This window comes from uncultured Pluralibacter sp. (genome assembly GCF_913775985.1).
Taxonomy (GTDB): domain Bacteria; phylum Pseudomonadota; class Gammaproteobacteria; order Enterobacterales; family Enterobacteriaceae; genus Pluralibacter.
The window spans coordinates 1-17,197 of the sequence record NZ_CAJYMB010000077.1; the positions used below are offsets into that span (position 1 = coordinate 1).

General features: G+C 59.7%; 15 protein-coding genes and 2 pseudogenes. 9 read left to right on the plus strand and 8 right to left on the minus strand.

Features of this window, described 5'->3' with window-relative positions:
• The 3 genes and pseudogenes from nikD to nikR form a co-directional block, all read left to right on the plus strand.
• Nucleotides 1–116, plus strand: a pseudogene (nikD, locus tag QZ766_RS08230) (nickel import ATP-binding protein NikD); the annotation flags it as partial.
• Complete coding sequence (nikE, locus tag QZ766_RS08235) at nucleotides 113–913, plus strand: nickel import ATP-binding protein NikE (protein WP_297200039.1); 801 nt, start codon at nucleotides 113–115, stop codon at nucleotides 911–913. The pseudogene nikD and the gene nikE, both read left to right, overlap by 4 nt.
• A 12-nt stretch (nucleotides 914–925) precedes the next feature.
• Complete coding sequence (gene nikR, locus QZ766_RS08240; RefSeq protein ID WP_297200042.1) at nucleotides 926–1,327, plus strand: nickel-responsive transcriptional regulator NikR; 402 nt, start codon at nucleotides 926–928, stop codon at nucleotides 1,325–1,327.
• A 69-nt stretch (nucleotides 1,328–1,396) separates the two neighbouring features.
• Here the strand turns inward: nikR and QZ766_RS08245 are convergent, their stop codons facing one another.
• Nucleotides 1,397–2,557: an FAD-dependent monooxygenase gene (locus tag QZ766_RS08245; protein ID WP_297200045.1), complete on the minus strand. Its 1,161-nt coding sequence runs from the start codon at nucleotides 2,555–2,557 to the stop codon at nucleotides 1,397–1,399.
• Nucleotides 2,547–3,203: a DsbA family oxidoreductase gene (locus QZ766_RS08250; protein ID WP_297200047.1), complete on the minus strand. Its 657-nt coding sequence runs from the start codon at nucleotides 3,201–3,203 to the stop codon at nucleotides 2,547–2,549. Before QZ766_RS08250 ends, QZ766_RS08245 begins: the two co-directional genes overlap by 11 nt.
• Nucleotides 3,204–3,316: 113 nt before the next feature.
• Here QZ766_RS08250 and QZ766_RS08255 point away from each other — a divergent pair, with 113 nt between their 5' ends.
• The 5 genes from QZ766_RS08255 to QZ766_RS08275 all read left to right on the plus strand — a co-directional run bounded on the left by QZ766_RS08255 (nucleotide 3,317) and on the right by QZ766_RS08275 (nucleotide 8,097).
• Entirely contained in the window at nucleotides 3,317–4,231 is a 915-nt protein-coding gene (locus tag QZ766_RS08255) for a LysR family transcriptional regulator (RefSeq protein WP_297200049.1), read from the plus strand.
• A gap of 160 nt (nucleotides 4,232–4,391) precedes the next feature.
• On the plus strand, nucleotides 4,392–4,667 hold the full coding sequence (locus QZ766_RS08260) for a putative quinol monooxygenase (protein ID WP_297200052.1): 276 nt from the start codon (nucleotides 4,392–4,394) through the stop codon (nucleotides 4,665–4,667).
• A 60-nt stretch (nucleotides 4,668–4,727) separates the two neighbouring features.
• Entirely contained in the window at nucleotides 4,728–5,831 is a 1,104-nt protein-coding gene (locus tag QZ766_RS08265; RefSeq protein ID WP_297200054.1) for an NADH:flavin oxidoreductase/NADH oxidase, read from the plus strand.
• A gap of 859 nt (nucleotides 5,832–6,690) precedes the next feature.
• The gene (locus QZ766_RS08270; RefSeq protein WP_297200057.1) at nucleotides 6,691–7,470 is read left to right on the plus strand and encodes a TIM barrel protein; all 780 of its coding nucleotides are present in this window, start codon (nucleotides 6,691–6,693) and stop codon (nucleotides 7,468–7,470) included.
• Nucleotides 7,471–7,617: 147 nt separating this feature from the next.
• Nucleotides 7,618–8,097, plus strand: coding sequence for a sterol desaturase family protein (locus QZ766_RS08275; RefSeq protein ID WP_297200061.1), 480 nt, complete (start codon nucleotides 7,618–7,620; stop codon nucleotides 8,095–8,097).
• Here the strand turns inward: QZ766_RS08275 and crtB are convergent.
• The 5 genes from crtB to QZ766_RS08300 form a co-directional block, all read right to left on the minus strand.
• Nucleotides 8,094–9,023 (minus strand): 15-cis-phytoene synthase CrtB, encoded by a 930-nt coding sequence (crtB, locus tag QZ766_RS08280; RefSeq protein ID WP_297200063.1) that lies wholly within the window; start codon nucleotides 9,021–9,023, stop codon nucleotides 8,094–8,096. The genes QZ766_RS08275 and crtB overlap by 4 nt on opposite strands.
• Nucleotides 9,020–10,501 carry a phytoene desaturase gene (locus QZ766_RS08285; RefSeq protein ID WP_297200067.1) on the minus strand — a complete coding sequence of 494 codons (1,482 nt, stop codon included), beginning with the start codon at nucleotides 10,499–10,501 and terminating at the stop codon, nucleotides 9,020–9,022. Before QZ766_RS08285 ends, crtB begins: the two co-directional genes overlap by 4 nt.
• A complete protein-coding gene (gene crtY, locus QZ766_RS08290) occupies nucleotides 10,494–11,672 on the minus strand; it encodes a lycopene beta-cyclase CrtY (RefSeq protein WP_297200070.1) in 1,179 nt (392 codons plus the stop codon). Before crtY ends, QZ766_RS08285 begins: the two co-directional genes overlap by 8 nt.
• On the minus strand, nucleotides 11,662–12,909 hold the full coding sequence (locus tag QZ766_RS08295) for a glycosyltransferase (RefSeq protein ID WP_297200073.1): 1,248 nt from the start codon (nucleotides 12,907–12,909) through the stop codon (nucleotides 11,662–11,664). The genes crtY and QZ766_RS08295 overlap by 11 nt, the downstream gene beginning before the upstream one ends.
• A 70-nt stretch (nucleotides 12,910–12,979) precedes the next feature.
• On the minus strand, nucleotides 12,980–13,906 hold the full coding sequence (locus QZ766_RS08300) for a polyprenyl synthetase family protein (protein WP_297200075.1): 927 nt from the start codon (nucleotides 13,904–13,906) through the stop codon (nucleotides 12,980–12,982).
• A gap of 325 nt (nucleotides 13,907–14,231) precedes the next feature.
• Here QZ766_RS08300 and QZ766_RS08305 point away from each other — a divergent pair, with 325 nt between their 5' ends.
• A complete protein-coding gene (locus tag QZ766_RS08305) occupies nucleotides 14,232–16,871 on the plus strand; it encodes an excinuclease ABC subunit UvrA (protein ID WP_297200078.1) in 2,640 nt (879 codons plus the stop codon).
• Nucleotides 16,872–16,877: 6 nt separating this feature from the next.
• Here the strand turns inward: QZ766_RS08305 and QZ766_RS08310 are convergent.
• Nucleotides 16,878–17,197 (minus strand): annotated as a pseudogene (locus tag QZ766_RS08310) (MFS transporter); the annotation flags it as partial.

The window sequence follows — 17,197 nt, forward strand, 5'->3', positions numbered from 1 at the left end:
GTAAAATTGTCGAGCACAGTGATGTCGATACCCTCTTTCGCTCGCCGCGACACACCGTAACCCGCAATCTGGTGGCGGCGCATCTCGCCCTTTACGGAATGGAGCTGGCATCATGACATTGCTCAGCGTATCGGCGCTTTCGCATCAATATCCGCACGCGGGACTTCGCGATAGCCACCAGCATCAGCTGGTTCTGAAAGACGTCTTTTTTAATCTGCAAAGCAGTGAAACAGTTGCCCTGCTGGGGCGCAGCGGCTGCGGAAAAAGCACCCTTGCGCGTATGCTCATCGGTCTGGAATCGCCAACGGAAGGCCGCGTCAGCTGGCGGGGAACGCCGCTATCGCAGCTGAACCGCGCAAAGAAAAAAGCATTTCTCCGTGATATTCAGATGGTGTTTCAGGACGCCATCAGTGCGGTTAACCCGCGTAAAACCGTGCGTGAAATTATCCGTGAGCCCATGCGTCACCTGCTGTCGCTCAGCAAAACCGAGCAAACGGCGCGGGCCAGCCATATGCTTCATGCCGTCGGTCTTGACGATAGCGTGCTCGATAAGCGCCCTTCGCAGCTGAGCGGCGGGCAGCTGCAGCGGATCTGTCTGGCGCGGGCGCTGGCGGTGGAACCTAAGCTCCTGATCCTCGATGAAGCGGTATCAAACCTCGATCTCGTACTGCAGGCTGGCATAATCGATCTGCTTAAAAATTTGCAGCAGCAGTTTGGCACCGCCTGCCTGTTCATTACCCACGACCTGCGCCTGGTTGAGCGCTTTTGCCAGCGGGTGATGGTCATGGACGAGGGGCAAATCGTCGAGACCCGGAGCGTGGGCGAGACATTAACGTTTTCATCAGACGCCGGGCGCAGGCTACAAAACGCGATACTGCCCGCCTTTCCTGCGCGCCGCCGTTCAACAATGTAAGGTCAAAATCAAATGCAACGTATTACCATTACTCTCGATAACGATTTACTGGAAACCCTCGACAGCCTGAGCGAGCGCCGCGGCTACAATAATCGTTCCGAAGCGATTCGCGACATCCTGCGCGGCGCGCTGGCGCAGGAAACGCTGCAGGAGCACGGCACCCGGGGCTTCGGGGTGCTCTCATATGTCTATGAACATGAGAAACGCGACCTGGCCAGCCGACTGGTCTCCACCCAGCATCACCACCACGATTTGTCCGTCGCCACGCTGCACGTCCATATCAATCATGACGACTGTCTGGAAATTGCCGTGCTGAAAGGCGATATGGGCGATGTGCAGCATTTTGCCGATGATGTGATCTCCCAGCGCGGCGTGCGCCACGGGCATTTGCAGTGTTTACCTGATATAAAATGAAGCCGAACAGGTTTTATGAACGTGCCGGTTCAAAGGACAGAGAGCCGGTCCCCAAATCGGCGACTATCATCATGATAAAATGGCAGCCTCACCAAACATCAGTCGATTTCCGATGCTGGTCCCCATTGCCCGCAAATATTTTCCGCGAAGCACTTGTTCACCTTCCCATTTTGCCAGCGCCCGGTCCGTATCATCAGGAAAAGCGCTAAGTGCATCAGCCAGTGCAAGCGCATTGGCGGCAGCTTTTGAGGTGCTCGCTGCCGTATGTGGCCGTGGTATAGAGGCGGCATCGCCAAGCAGGATTGTCCTGCCCTTCACCATCTTTTCAACGGCCAGATCGCGGATCGCCTGAGCAAAGGGCTCTCTTGTAGCCTTAACGATGTCGCGAAATCCGGGTGGGAGAAAAGCGACTGCCTCATCACGCAGATGCGCTTTCCAGGAATCTTTTAGCAATCCCTCCGGCACAGAGTAACTGCGCGATATGCCATCGCTGCCCGTCATGATCGCTTCACGCTGGAGGTCGCTAACTACCCTGTACCAGACCCAGTTATAGAGGCGATGGCCTGGTCGAAGATCGCTATTCTCTCCGGGAACAAGGTAGCCCAGGATGTGCGATCCCGTGTTATTTGCGAACGCAAAATCGCCGTGAAGCGACGTTCTGGCGAGCTCAGGCATGTCAGTTTCTGGCACCAGCCCGCGCCATGCAATATATCCGGCATACTCAGGGACATCATCCCAAAGCAGTTTTCTCACCTGAGAGCCGCTGCCGTCTGCGCCAATCAGCAAATCACCTGTCTGTTCCGAACCGTCCTCGAACAAAGCGGTGACACGGTCACTTTCGGGAAAACGGATATCCTTGAGTACCTGATTTTTGTGATAGCGGTCGTCATCTACCGTTGAGCGCATCAGCGAATAGATGCGTGACCATGAAGTTTGCACCTGAGGCGCATCCAGAGCATGCTCAACGGAACCGTCAGGACGGTAAAATATTCGGCGCGCTGAGCGCACGCCAAGATTATTCCAGTCCTGCTCAATACCACTTCGCCTGATTAATTCAACAACCTCGGGCTGCAATACAATACCGCCCCCCCTGCTATCGAGATCCCGGGGTGAGCGTTCAAAAATATCCACATCCCATCCCGCCTGCTGCAGCATGGCTCCTGCGAAAAGCCCGCCTAATGAACCTCCGACAATCAGCGCCCGTTTTTTTGAATGCACCTTAATGCTCATCGCATTCTCCTTTTCCATGATGGTAAGCACCCATAATGTGTTGATAAAGTAAATCCGCCCCAACAGCACCAGATACGCGTGTGCCGGCTATATCAAAAAATGGAACGCTGTTAATACCGTCCAGACGCGCGCGGGCTTCCTGCTGCCTCAAGTTCTCTACGCCTGAATGACCACTCAGAAATTTGAGAACGTCCTCCCGGTTCATGCCGCACTCTTCAGCTAACCCGCTCAGGATATGAACGTTGCCAATATCCAGACCTTCTTCGAAATAGGCCTGAAAAATACGCTTTACCAGCCGTGTTTTCTCTACACCCGGGGCAGCAAGCGATATCAGCCGGTGTGAGGCAAAGGTATTAGGCACCCGTTGAATTGCCGAATAGTTAAAAATCACGTTGTCGGCGCGGCCCGCATCAACCGTATGCTGATCGAGCCGGAGGGAGTATTCCCAGCTGCCAAATTTGGTGCTGCGGTACGTTCTTCTGTCTACACCCTCTGCTGGCATATCGGGATTGAGTTCAAAGGGCTTCCAGTCAACATCAACAACCACTCCGGACGGCAGCATACGCAGTACCTTCTCCAGACGCGCCTCCGCAATGCGGCACCAGGGACAAATAAAATCAGACGTAACAGAAATGGATATTTTCATCTTTCACCTCTCAGTGCGGAGAACATTAGCATTGTTAATGATTGGTGATAATGTGGTTAAATTGAATATCAGCTTTGCAACCGACGCAACAATAGAACAGAAGGTATACCAGAATGGACATGCTGGCATCGCTCCACGCCTTTATCACACTGGTTGAAGAAGGAGGGTTCGCCGCAGCTGGCAGGAAACTGTCGCTGGCCACTTCATCCGTCACCCGGCAGGTTGACAGCCTGGAAACACAGCTGGGTACGCGGCTACTGACCCGCACCACGCGTCACGTTACATTGACCACGGCAGGACAAACCTATTACGAACATACGGTAAGGATCATTCACGACCTTGAATACGCAAATCAGGAAGTGCGCGACCGGGGAGGAGAGCCCCGCGGCATCTTACGCATCAGCCTGCCCGTCTCCTTTGCCAGGCTGCACGTTGCGCCGCTGCTCGCCCTTTTCTCTCGCCGCTATCCGCTAATTTTTCTCGACCTGACGCTCACGGATGAAGTTGTCGATTTGGTGGAAAAGCGCCTGGATTTGTCTGTCCGACTGGGGAATATCGAATCCCCCAATCTGATAGCCCGAAGGTTGCGTCCGCAGCAACGCTGCGTTTGTGCCAGCCCTGAGTATCTACAAATACAGGGGACGCCAGAAACGCCCGGGGATCTTAAAGAGCATAACTGCCTGCTGTTTTCCTACTCTTCCGGTAAAACGAGATGGTATTTCGATGGTGCAACACGCGCTGCGGTTGATGTGAAAGGTACGCTGAAATGCAACAATGCAGAAATATTGCGGGAAGCGGTACTGAACGGCTACGGGATTGCGCTACTGCCCGACTGGCTGATTGAAAAGGACCTGAGCAGCGGCAGGCTGGTACAACTCCTCTCCCCGTGGCGTGCGGAGGTCAGTGACGGCGACAATAACTCAGGGATATATGCCGTTTACCATCCAACCCATCGCGATACCCGTAAAGTAAAAATCTTTGTGGATTTCCTCAAGGAGCACCTCAACCCGGAGGCGGAAGAGGCGTAATCCTGCCGGAGAAGAATCTGGCCATCGAGTATTGCACAGGAAGCAATACGCCTTTGCAGAGGCGGACGATTCTTTTGACGCAGTAGATACCTTATGTTTATGCATACGCAAACGGCACCGGTGCCGTTCCCGCATTATCTCCACTTTTACAGGAGGCGTTGTGAGAAAAAATCTGATTGCCGAGTTAACCGTTCCGCAGGAAATACTGTCAGAGATAACCCCGCTGTTAAATAACCTTGCCATTAAAAGCCCCGGTGAGACCGGCTGCATTCGCTATGATGTATTCAGAAAGCAGGAGACCATCGTTATCATCGAGACGTGGGCAGATGCTGCTGCTCTTGAAGTGCACAAAGCCCAGCCGCATTTTACCGACGTCGTGCAATTTATTGACGATCGCGCGCTTACGCTGACCGTTACTGAACTATTTCCTTTATGAGCAGGCATGAAGAAGCCAGCGTTAATGCGCGCTTCTGACGCCGTAATCCGGAGTGATTAAATGGCAAATCCAAAACTGTTTACCCCCTTACGCATCCGCAATCTCGAACTTGAAAACCGCATTGTTATCGCCCCTATGTGCCAGTACTCCGCTGAAGATGGCTGTATGACCGACTGGCACAGCCTGCACCTGGGACATCTGGCGCTGTCGGGCGCGGGTCTTCTCACCATTGAGGCAGCCGCCGTTTCCCCTGAAGGGCGCATCACCTTTGCCGATGTCGGGCTTTACGATGACAAAACCGAACAAGCTATGGCCGGGGTGCTGAAAACCATTCGTAAATGGTCAGATATTCCCGTGGGTATTCAGCTCGCTCACGCCGGCAGAAAAGCATCAACCTATAAGCCCTGGGATAAGCAGGGCCAGATCCCTCCTGACCAACAAGGTGGATGGCAGACGGTAGCCCCTTCGGCGATGCCCTACAGCGACGGTTATACAATCCCCTTAGCCCTCGAAAGCCATGATTTAGCTAAAATCCGCGACCAGTTTGCGCAAGCAGCAAAGCGTGCTGCCAGAATTGGCATCGACCTTATTCAGATCCACGCCGCGCACGGCTATCTGCTGCATCAATTCTTGTCCCCGCTGACCAACCAGCGCACGGATAATTACGGCGGTTCGCTGGAAAACAGAGCCCGCTTTCCGCTGGAAGTTGTTGATGCCGTGCGGGAAGCATTTCCTGCGGATAAAGCCATCAGCGTGCGGATTTCCGCCACGGACTGGGTCGAGGGTGGCTTTAACCTTGAGGAAGCCGTCGCATTCTCCAAAATGCTGGAGGCGCGCGGTGTTGATGTTATCCACGTTTCCAGCGGCGGGCTGCATCCCGATCAGAAAATTGGAGTTTATCCTGGTTACCAGGTTCCGCTGGCCAGGGCGGTTAAAAATGCGGTGAACATCCCGGTGGTGGCCGTCGGTTTGATCACCGAGCCGGAACATGCGGAAGCTATCGTCGCGAGCGGCGATGCGGATTTTGTCGCCATTGCCCGCGGCGCGCTGTACAACCCAAGATGGCCGTGGCATGCGGCGGCGACGCTTGGTGCCCAGGTAAGCGCACCGAATCAGTATTTGCGCTGCCAGCCGCATACGCTGAAAAATTTGTTTAAGAGCTGAGAAAATGCGCGGTGTTATGGCTGACATCGCGCATTTATGAATGAATAATGTCGGGTACTTACCAGGAACGACACTTTTAACTCTCTTCACCATCAGAAATTAAGGTCTCAGGCAAAAACCGGACTTCCGCAACTTCCCCGCCCGGCCTGATATTAGTACTTCCGTCCCACTGCATTGCAATGCCCTCCTTCCCCGCTTGATGGCTTCCGCACTCTAAGCGCATAAGCGAAGCCTGCCACCGCTGTTCAGCGGGCAATCAGTTCTCATCCCTTCATTCCAGACCAGAAATTGGTTAGAAAATTTCACTAAAAATAAAAATAAAACACCGATCCCGATCGCGTATTGGAAATATGTATTTTTTAAAAACGAAACGTGATCGACGTCTGATTTTAATTACTTGTAAAACATGAATATACGTTTGTTAAAATGATGAATCAAAAAGGATTTCTGCACACAAGAAAAAGGAAACAAAAATACCAGCCTAGAGGTATTCGAAATACCAAAGCAAAAGTGCGACGTACTCTGCCTCATTGTTATATGAGCCATCGCATCCCTAAGCCTGATCATCCTGGGCTATGACGCCTCGGCCATCACAGGTGTCATCGGCCCACTCACTGAACATTTATCGCTAACGCCTGCAAAAAGGGGTTGGCTAGTTTCAAACCCTATTCTGGGGTGCATCGCCGGAGCCCGGAGCGTTTTCTTCCGAAAACTAAAGGCGTCTCACCAGAGCGTATTGATCCGCTTACGCTCACCAAATCTCGTCGTTTTGCTCACGTACAGCGGGCGCGTGTAATACCAGAATCCGTTTCACACAAATAACCAACGATCTCAGCTATTGAACGTTAAGGATATAAATATGTCGACTTACTCACTGTCAGTATGCGCTGAAATGGTTTTCCTCGACCTGCCATTCATTGAACGTGTTAAACGTATTGATGCTATGGGTTTCGGCGTTGAGATTTGGGACTGGACCCCAAAAGATATAGACGCACTGGCAAAAACCGGCGCACGCTTTACCTCTATGACCGGCTATATCTCAGGTAATCTGACCGACGAGAAAGGGATTGATAATCTGCTTTCCAGCGCCAGTTTGTCACTTGAAGTCGCCCGTAAACTCGATTGTCCGTCTCTCAACCTGCACGGTACCGGGCTGGACAATCGCGGTTTACCTGTAAAACCTGTTGAAATTGTAACCGGTGAAATGTGGCTAAAGGCGAGGAATACGCTTGCCGATCTCGCTGTAATGGGTGAGAAGTCAGGGAGAGTTTTTACGCTGGAGAACCTGAACACGGCTGTTGACCATCCGGGAACACCTTTTGCGAAAGCGGCGGAAACGATGGCTTTGGTGTGCGCAGTAAACAGCCCATATATGAAAATGAATCTGGATATTTATCATGCCCAAATTGGTGAGGGTAACCTGACTGAGCTGATCCGCAAATGCAATAAACATATTGGGGAAATTCAGGTTGCTGATGTACCAGGGCGTCAAGAGCCGGGGACCGGTGAAATTAACTATAGGGCTGTGGCTCGCGCACTGAAGGAAATTAACTACAAAGGCGTGGTCGCCCTTGAAGCCTGGGCATCAGGTGATTCTGTTGTTGCGCTAGAAGCATTTCGTGACGCCTTTATATTCTGAATAATTCGAACAGAATTCCGACTCCCCGGTGCCGGCACACCCCCTCCGCTCGCATTCCGCCATTTATCACTTATGCTTTACTACGCCGCGCTGTCGGCCCCTCCGAAAAGAGCGCGGCGCCGAATCCTACAAGGAGCCGCCTTTTTGATGTTATGGAATGTTCTCATCACCCTGTTCACCGTCCTGGCGATGGAGCTGGTCGCCAACCTCGCACATCGCTACATCATGCACGGCTTCGGCTGGGGCTGGCACCGCTCGCACCACGAGGCGAGACGCGGCTGGTTCGAGCTTAACGATCTGTACGCGGTGGTGTTTGCCCTGCTGGCGATAGTGCTGATTGCCGCAGGCAGCGCCGGGGCGTGGCCCCTGCAGTGGGTGGGTGCCGGGATGACAATCTACGGCGCTATCTACTTTATTTTTCACGACGGGCTGGTGCACCAGCGCTGGCCGTTTCGCTACGTGCCGCGCCGGGGCTATTTACAGCGTCTCTATCTCGCGCACCGCCTGCATCATGCCGTGCACGGAAAAGAAGGGGCGGTATCGTTCGGCTTTCTGTACGCCCCGGCAGTTGCCAGGCTGCAGCAGACGCTGCGGGAGCGCCTGCGCCGCGCGCGCCGTGAACGCTAAACCTGCGGGCGCTGCCACAGCGCCGGATTACGCGCAGCCGATGAACCAATGCGTGAACCCAGCGCGCTGGCCGCACCTTTCACCAGCAGCCCCAGCTTCTCCATCCGGGTTGTGCCCTGCCGCCGGTCCCAGGCCCGCGGCCCGGCGGTGGCGACATTAAGCCCAATCTGACGGTAGACGCCGTGGGCGGTGCCGATAGCCCAGGCCGAGCGCAGCGGCAAACTCTCCAGTCCGCCGTGAGCGGAGGCGTAATAGGGTTCGGCGGCCTGTACCAGCCGCTGCGCCACCTGGGCCAGCGCCCGCCTGTTGGCAGGATCCGTCAGCCTGTCCGGGGAGATCCCGCTCTCGTCCAGCCACTCACGGGGCAGATAGCAGCGCCCCGCGTGCGCATCCTCCACGATATCCCGGGCGATATTGGTCATCTGAAACGCCAGCCCTAAATCGCAGGCCCGATCCAGCGCGGCCTCGTCGCGCACGCCCATCACCCGCGCCATCATTAACCCCACCACGCCCGCAACGTGATAGCAGTACTGCAGCGTATCGTCGAAGGTATCGTAACGCGCGCCGCGCGCGTCCATAGCGAATCCTTCCAGATGCGCCAGCGCCAGCCCCGGGCCGATATCGTGGCGCAGGGCAACGTCCTGGAAGGCAGCGAATGCCGGCTCCTCTACCGGCTCGCCGGCGCAGGCGCGCAGCGTACTTTCCTTAAGCCGGGCCAGCCGCCGGGCGGCCTCTTCCGCGGACGGCGGCGCGGCGTCAAATCCCAGCGTCTGCCCGTCGATGATGTCATCGCAGTGGCGGCACCAGGCGTAGAGCATCAGCACGCTGCGCCGGGTTGCCGAATCGAACAGTGAAGAGGCCGCGGCAAAACTCTTCGAGCCCACGGCAATCGTCTCCGCCGCATAGTCCATCAGCGGTTCGCTCATCGGGCCAGGTCCTCCAGCATCAGTCCCGCCGTCGCTTTGGCAGAGCCTATAACACCGGGGATCCCCGCTCCCGGATGGGTTCCGGCACCCACCAGATACAGGTTGGCGATCTGCGCGTCGCGGTTGTGCGGCCGAAACCACGCGCTCTGGCGCAGCGTCGGTTCGAGAGAAAACGCCGAGCCCTGCCAGGCCCCCAGCCGATCGCGAAAATCAAACGGCGTAAACATGCGGTGGGTCACCAGCTGGCTGCGCAGTCCTGGCATGTAGCGCTGCTCCAGATAGTCGAAAATCCGCTCCCGCAGCCGCGGGCCCTCAATCGCCCAGTCAAGATCGGCGGTGCCCAGATGCGGCACCGGGGCCAGCACGTAATAGCTGCCGCAGCCCGGCGGCGCGAGAGAGGGATCGGTGACGCAGGGGGCGTGCAGATACAGCGAAAAATCCTCCGACAGCGTAGCGCCGTGAAAGATCTCCTCGATCAGCGCCTTGTAACGTGGCCCGAAACAGACGGTATGGTGTGCCAGCTGCGCGTGATGGTGATTGAGTCCGAAATAGAGCACAAACAGCGAGTTGCTCATCCGCTTGCGTTTGAGCCCGGCGGCACGGGTTTTACCGACCGGATGATGTCCAAGCAGCTTTTCATAGGTGTGTACCACGTCGGCATTGGAGGCAACAGCCGCGACCGGGATCCGCTCCGCGTCGCCAATCTTCACCGCGCTGACCCGGTTACCTTCCGTCTCCAGCCCGGTGACCCTGGCATTAAGCCGGATTTCGCCCCCCAGATCCTGAAACAGCCTGACCAGCCCCTCTACCAGCGCCCCGGTACCGCCGCGGGCAAACCAGACGCCCCACTCTCTTTCCAGAGCGTGGATCAGCGTATACACCGAGGAGGTGGCAAACGGATTGCCGCCCACCAGTAGCGTGTGAAACGAAAACGCCTGCCGCAGCCGCTCGTCCTGAATAAAACGCGATACGGTGTTGTACACGCTGCGCCACGCCTGCAGCCGCGCCAGCTGCGGTCCGGCGCGCAGCATATCCCGAAAGGACAAAAACGGCACCGTCCCCAGCTTTAAATAGCCTTCGTTAAATACTTCACGGGAATAGGCGTGAAAGCGGCGATAGCCCTCAACGTCTGCCGGATTGAACGCGGCGATCTGCCGCTCCAGATCGCCGCTTTCGTTGGCGTAATCAAACACGTCTCCGCTCTCCCAGCACAGGCGATAAAATGGCGTCACCGGCAGCAGATCTACATAGTCGGCCATCCGCCGACCGGCCAGCGTAAACAGCGCCTCGATAGCGGTGGGATCGGTAATTACCGTAGGCCCCGCGTCGAAGGTGAACCCCCGATCCTGATACACGTAGGCCCGGCCGCCCGGCTTGTCGAGCTGCTCCAGCAGCAGAACCGGAATTCCCTGCGCCTGCAGGCGGATAGCGAGCGCTAAACCGCCGAAACCGGCGCCAATGACTACAGTTTTATCCATTATTGTGTGCTCTTAGTCGGGGCGTACATTTCAGAATGGCGAGGAGAGCTTCCCCCACCGGGACCGGCGGTTTGCCGATCAGGACTCTTGCCCGATCGGCAACCGTAAGCCGGCCCGCGTAAAAACGGGCAATCAGCCCATCGTCGAGCTGATAAAAGCGGCGCATTACCGTCCAGCGCCGCGCCGGAGGCCCGGCAAGGAACAGCATCCGGTTCAGCACCCGGAAAAAGCGCTGACGGCGCCAGCGGGTCAGCGCAAACTGGCGAATAGCGTTAAACAGCGCCGGGGCGCGCAGATCCGGCTGGGCGGCAACGATCTCCGCCAGCGCCGCCGCATCCGGCAGCGAGTAGCCGGTGGTCGCGTGATACAGGCCGGCGCGCAGGCCGCTGCACGGCTGGCCGTCGCGCTGTCGCCAGAACCGATCGATGCGCCCCGCCAGGGTAATCGGCAGCACGCCCTGCTCTTCGCGCAGCATTTCGTCGAGGATCCAGCCCTGCCGCGCGGCGTAATCGCGGATGTGCGTCCGCGCCCGGGCGGCATCCGGCCCGCTGTCGTCAACGTAGTGGGTATCCTCAATCAGCAGCCGGGTGGCGGAGAGCGGCAGCGTATACACAAAACGGTAGCCGTTCCCCTGCGCCACGTCGGCATCCATCAATATTGGCCGGGTCAGGCCGTGCGGCGCGCGCAACGTCCACTCCTGGCCGAGAAACGCCTGCGAGCCGGTGATCACTGCCGGTTCCGGCCGGTAGCCGCGCCCGTCGATCACCGCCCCCGCCGTCAGGCATGAGCCATCAGCCAGCGTGACCAAGGTCGGCGACAGCGAAGCTATCGGTACGTTTACCCGCAGGTTTTCCCCCAGCGCAGCGCGCATGACTTGCGCAAATTGTTCGGAGGTAATGCTGTAGTACGGCCTCTCCAGCCCCCGCACCAGCTGCGGAAAGCGCACGTCGTAGCCCTGCCAGCGGTGCGAAACCAGCGGCGCAAGCCAGCGGTGCTGCTCAGGCGTCAGATCGTCGTGATGAAAAGACCAGGTGTGGTTGCCGCCCGGCGCGTCCTGCGCCTCCAGCATAAGCACGCGCAGTTTGGGACGCCGCTCGCGCAGGCGCAGTGCGATAAGTCCGTTCGCCAGCCCGCCACCCGCTAAAATAAGATCCCACTGTTCAGCTGCCATAGTACTCCGCAATCACCGGACGCCGGGTATTCAGCGCCCGCACTACTATCTCTGCCGCCCGCGACGCGCCGCCGGCGCAGGCAAGCTGGCGCTGCAGCTCCCGCTGGCAGCCCCTGTAGCGATCGTGAGTCAACAGCGCATCAAGATGGGACGCCAGCGCCCCCGGGGTGGCAAAGCGCGAGGCCCGCCGCCCGATGCCGCGATACACCACCCGGGCGGCAACGCCGGGCTGGTCGAATCCCAGCGGAATGGTCAGCACCGGTGTTCCGGCGGCGATGGCATCCATCACGGTATTCAGACCGCCGTGGGTAATGGCAACGCTCGCCTGGCGCAGCGCCGCCGGCTGGCAGGTAAAATCCACGATCTCCACGTCCGGCAGCCGCAGCTTCGCCACCTGCCGGGCGCTGAGCCCGCCGCAGTGGGCGATCAGCAGGCGTGCGCCTGCCCGGCGGCTGGCGCGGACGATGGTGCGAAACAGCGAATAGCGGTGACCCTGCAGCGTGCCGAGCGAGGCAAAAATCAGCGGTTTCCCGCTGCCGGAAGTCGCGACGGATTGCGTCATGCCGCCGCGCAGCGGGCCCACTGCATGAAAGCAGGCCGGCAGCGTCCGTGGAAAATCAAACCCGGTAATGGTCTGGCCAATCTGCGCCAGCGGCGACAGGCACTGGTGCAGACCGTCCCGGGGGGAGAGCCCGAACGCCGCAGCGTGACGGGCAATAACCCGGCGCGGGCGGCGCATCAGCCAGTCGTACACTTCGGTACTGGAGGCATACAGCTTCCGGCTTTTATCATCGGTGGCGTAGCCAAACGGCATCACCGGCAGCGGGATCCCCGCTTCGCGGTTCACCGGCAGCGCGCAGGCCACCGAGACAAAACCGAGATCCAGCGCCTCGGCAACCAGCCCGCCCGCAGCCTCCATCTGATCGGCAATCACCCCGTCAACGCCCGCCTGCTCCAGCGCGGCGGGAAGCAGGCGACACAGCATGTCCGTATTGGCAGCCAGCGCATCAATCAGCCTCATCAGGCCGACGCCCGAGACGTGGGAAAATAGCCCGGCATCCGGAGCTGGCCCGCCCACGGCGACAAACCCGATGCGCGGATCGGTCAGCAGGCTCCGCGCTTCCGGCCGCTGGAAGAACGTCACCCGGTGGCCGCGCGCCAGCAGCGCCTGGGCCAGAGACTCAAGGGCGCGAAAGTGGCTGAACAGGGGCGGTGCGATAACCGCGAAATGGCTCATAGTGTCACGACGCGCGGGGCCTGGTGCAGAATGCCATCGGCATAAACGGCATTACGCTGAATTGGCCGCATCATCGCGCCTCCGACAAGGAGTACGGCCCCTGCTGGCCAATGAAAACGGCATATTTGTTAAACCAGGCATGTATAAACCGCTGGGTTGCGCGCCCGGCAGTGCAGGCGTTGAGAAGATGGCTGTCGGCGCGGCGCATGTGCTGGCACAGGCGATGGTAAGCCACCTCGGCCCCGAGCGCGGCCACCAGCGTGACGCGCTTTTTATCGCGATCCTGGTGGGCATCTTTGCCGGTATGGCTCAGCCCGTCCGCCAGATCGTCCATCAGCTGAAACGCCTGGCCCATCTCCCGCGCCAGGCTGCGCAGGTGTTCGCGAGCCAGCGGCTGGGCGCCTGCGGCAATAGCCGCTATCTGCAGCACGGCGTCAAACAGGCTGCTGGTCTTTAATTCGTTCGTCAGCATGATGGCCTCCACGTCGCCGCTGTTGTGCGACGCGGAGAGATCGAGAAACTGGCCCTGCGCCAGCCCGAGATGGCCAATGGCGACGGAGAGCGCCGCGCTGGCCTGGGACTTCACCTCCGGAGCCAGATCCGGCGCGCGGGCGATGACGCCAAAAGCCTGGCTGAGCAGCGAGACGGCGGCAAGCATGGCGACATTCTCGCCGTACTGGCAGTGGATTGTCGGCCTGCCCCGGCGCTGCATGGCGTTATCCATGCTCGGCATATCGTCGAGCACCAGCGATGCCGCGTGGATCATTTCCACGGCACAGGCCAGATCGACAACTCCGGAGCGGTCAATATCGCAGCCCATATCCCGGGCCGCCAGCAGCAGCAGCAGCGGACGCATCCGCTTGCCGGCCGCCAGCGTGGCATCGCGCATGGCGGCATACACCGCACCGTGCAGCTCGCAGGGCGGCAAAAGCTGCTGCAGTCGTTTTTCCAGCGCGTCACAGAGGTGAGCTACATCATCTTCATGGCTGACGTTCATCGGGGCTTTCTCACTGTTTTACGCTGTTGTCTCTGTGTGCGGGCCCGGAAAAGCCCTCTGACAGAAGAGGTTAAAAAAAGCGTAGCGTATTATTGAGAAAGTTTGCGTCCGCCAGCGCGAGAAAAACCGCAATTGCAGCGTGTTAACCGTTGATCTCAGACATAACCCTGGCGATAGAGGGCACGATATGGCCCCGGCCGCCGCCGACATCGGCTATCCTTGCTGCTGTCTTACGGATTTCCAAAAGCATCCGGATCCCCGCCGGGGTCGCCGCGCAGTGCGGCAGATGCCGCCCCGGGCCGGTTTGCGCCAAAAAGGAGCAATGATGTCGAAAAAAATAGCAGATCTCCCCCCGGATGCCGTAACGGCCAAAGAAGCCGTCGTGGTGCGCGGCGCCCGGGAGAATAATCTGAAAGACGTGGATGTCTCTATTCCGCGCAACGCGCTGGTGGTTTTTTCCGGCGTGTCCGGTTCGGGCAAATCCTCGCTGGCCTTCGGTACTATCTATGCGGAGGCCCAGCGGCGCTACTTTGAATCGGTAGCGCCCTACGCCCGGCGCCTGATCGATCAGGCAGGGGTTCCCGATGTGGACGCCATTGACGGCCTGCCACCCGCGGTGGCGCTTCAGCAGCAGCGCGGCACCGGCAATGCGCGCTCGTCGGTGGGCAGCGTCACCACGCTGTCGAACCTGGTGCGGATGATGTACTCCCGCGCCGGGGCGTATCCGCCCGACCAGCCGATGCTGTACGCCGAAGACTTCTCCCCCAATACGCCGCAGGGCGCCTGCCCGACCTGTCACGGGCTGGGGCATATTTACGATGTTACCGAAGCGCTGATGGTGCCGGATCCCACTCTGACCATCCGCGAAAAAGCCATTGCCTCGTGGCCGCCCGCCTGGCACGGCCAGAACCTGCGCGATATTCTGGTGACGCTCGGCTACGACATTGATATTCCGTGGCGGGATTTGCCCCAAAAGCAGCGGGACTGGATCCTCTACACTGAAGAAACGCCGACGGTGCCGGTCTATCCGGGACTGAGTCCGCAGGAAACCCGCGAGGCGCTCGATAAGAAGCTGACGCCGGGCTACATGGGCACCTATACCGGCGCCCGCCGCTACGTGCTGCACACCTTTGCCAGCACCCAGAGCGCCAACATGAAAAAGCGTGTCTCCCGCTATATGGAAGGCCGCCTGTGCCCTGACTGCCACGGAAAAAGACTCAAAGCGGAGTCGCTCTCCGTCACCTTTGCCGGCGTGGATATCGGCGAGTTTGCCCGGCTCTCTCTCGACCAGCTGGCCGCCCTGCTGCTGCCCCTTACCCACGGGGACTTCAGCGCCCACGGCGGCGGCGAAACGGTGGATCATCAGGTTACCGCCCGGGATCGTCGCGATCGCACAGAGGCGGGAGAGCCCGACCACGCCAGCGCCCCGGACGTGCGCCGTACTCCCGCGCTCTCCGCCGAAAAGCAGCTTGCGGCCCGGCGTCTGGCCACGGCGGTGATGGACAAGCTCGTACAGTTGCAAAAGCTGGGGCTCGGCTACCTGACGCTGGAGCGCGCCGCGCCGACGCTCTCCGCCGGTGAATACCAGCGCCTGCGGCTGGCGACCCAGCTCAGCGCCATGCTGTTCGGCGTGGTCTACGTGCTGGATGAGCCTTCGGCGGGCCTGCATCCCGCGGACAGCCACGCGCTCTATGACGCGCTGGAGAAGCTGCGGGACGCGGGTAACTCGGTTTTCGTGGTAGAGCACGACCTGGATCTGATGCGCCGTGCCGAGTGGCTGGTTGATGTCGGCCCCCAGGCTGGCGAGCGCGGTGGGCACGTGGTTTACAGCGGTCTGCCGGACGGGCTCAAGGGGATAGAGGATTCGCAAACGGCGCGCTACCTGTTTAATCAGGTTCCGCCCCCGGCGTCGCGGCGGCGCAGGCCCGCAGGCTGGCTGCAGCTGCGGGACATTCGCCGCCACAATCTGCAGGGCGTGGATGCCGATATTCCGCTGCAGGTTCTTACCGCGGTAACCGGCATCTCGGGCTCCGGGAAATCGAGCCTGATAGCCCAGGCCCTGCCGGAGCTGGTGCAGGCCTTGCTGGGCCGCGAGCCCGAGCCTGCCGACAGCGACGGCGACGCGCCGGACTTCAGCGAGAAAACCGGCGGTACTCTCGGCGGTGATACCGACGCGGTGCGGCGGCTGGTGCAGGTTGACCAGAAGCCCATCGGCAGGACGCCGCGCTCTAACCTGGCAACCTATACCGGGCTGTTCGATCACATCCGCAAGCTGTTCGCCGCTGCGCCCGAGTCGAAGCGGCGCGGCTACGACGCCGGGCAGTTCTCCTTCAACGTGGCGAAAGGCCGCTGCGAGACCTGCGAAGGGGAAGGTTTTGTCAGCGTCGAACTGCTGTTTATGCCGAGCGTGTACGCGCCCTGCCCGACCTGCCACGGCGCGCGCTACAACGCGCAGACCCTGGAGGTGCGCTGGCGGGACCGCAATATTGCCGAAGTGCTACACATGACGGTGGATGAAGCCGGCGATTTCTTTGCCGATGTGGAGCCGGTGGCGCGTCCCCTGCGGCTGCTGGCGGATATCGGTCTCGGTTATCTGCGCCTGGGGCAACCGGCGACGGAACTCTCCGGCGGCGAGGCTCAGCGGATCAAGCTGGCGACCGAGCTGCAGCGCAGCCAGCGCGGGCACACGCTGTACATTCTTGACGAGCCCACCACCGGCCTGCACGCCGCGGATGCGGACCGGCTGATGGTTCAGCTCCAGCGGCTGGTCGATGCCGGCAATACCGCGGTCATTATCGAGCACGACATGCGCGCGGTGGTGCAGGCAGACTGGGTGATTGATATCGGACCCGGCGCGGGCCACGAAGGCGGTCGCCTGGTGGTCGCGGGCGAGCCGGAAGCGATCGCGCAGCACGCAGAGAGCCGAACCGCGCCGTTTATTGCCGGAGTGCTCGTCCTGCGCTAGCTGCGACTACCGTCCGACGTCGGGTTCCGCGCCGCGAAAGCCGCGGCGCGGGACGGGCGCGGCGGCCTCTTCCAGCAGCGAAATCCGCGATGTCTCCCTCAGTGACAGCCCGCCCGCCAGGGCCAGCAGCGCCACCGCCGCCAGATAAAACGCCGGCGCGCTGCTGCTGCCCGTGGCGCTAATAAGCCAGGTGGCCATCAGCGGCGCCGTGCCGCCAAATACCGTGTAGGCAACGTTGTAAGTGATGGCCGAAGCGGTATAGCGGGCGCGGGTGGGAAAGGTTTCCGACAGCAGCGCCGCAGTAACCACGCCGGAGAGCACCGCCC

Bases quoted from the DNA above. Each gene is read 5' to 3' on its own strand.
- QZ766_RS08305 (WP_297200078.1), top strand. From the start codon at position 14,232: ATGTCGAAAAAAATAGCAGATCTCCCCCCGGATGCCGTAACGGCCAAA.
- nikE (WP_297200039.1), top strand. From the start codon at position 113: ATGACATTGCTCAGCGTATCGGCGCTTTCGCATCAATATCCGCACGCG.
- QZ766_RS08265 (WP_297200054.1), top strand. From the start codon at position 4,728: ATGGCAAATCCAAAACTGTTTACCCCCTTACGCATCCGCAATCTCGAA.
- nikR (WP_297200042.1), top strand. From the start codon at position 926: ATGCAACGTATTACCATTACTCTCGATAACGATTTACTGGAAACCCTC.
- QZ766_RS08250 (WP_297200047.1), bottom strand. From the start codon at position 3,203: ATGAAAATATCCATTTCTGTTACGTCTGATTTTATTTGTCCCTGGTGC.
- QZ766_RS08300 (WP_297200075.1), bottom strand. From the start codon at position 13,906: ATGAACGTCAGCCATGAAGATGATGTAGCTCACCTCTGTGACGCGCTG.
- QZ766_RS08255 (WP_297200049.1), top strand. From the start codon at position 3,317: ATGGACATGCTGGCATCGCTCCACGCCTTTATCACACTGGTTGAAGAA.
- QZ766_RS08245 (WP_297200045.1), bottom strand. From the start codon at position 2,557: ATGAGCATTAAGGTGCATTCAAAAAAACGGGCGCTGATTGTCGGAGGT.
- QZ766_RS08295 (WP_297200073.1), bottom strand. From the start codon at position 12,909: ATGAGCCATTTCGCGGTTATCGCACCGCCCCTGTTCAGCCACTTTCGC.
- crtB (WP_297200063.1), bottom strand. From the start codon at position 9,023: ATGAGCGAACCGCTGATGGACTATGCGGCGGAGACGATTGCCGTGGGC.
- QZ766_RS08275 (WP_297200061.1), top strand. From the start codon at position 7,618: ATGTTATGGAATGTTCTCATCACCCTGTTCACCGTCCTGGCGATGGAG.
- QZ766_RS08270 (WP_297200057.1), top strand. From the start codon at position 6,691: ATGTCGACTTACTCACTGTCAGTATGCGCTGAAATGGTTTTCCTCGAC.
- crtY (WP_297200070.1), bottom strand. From the start codon at position 11,672: ATGGCAGCTGAACAGTGGGATCTTATTTTAGCGGGTGGCGGGCTGGCG.
- QZ766_RS08285 (WP_297200067.1), bottom strand. From the start codon at position 10,501: ATGGATAAAACTGTAGTCATTGGCGCCGGTTTCGGCGGTTTAGCGCTC.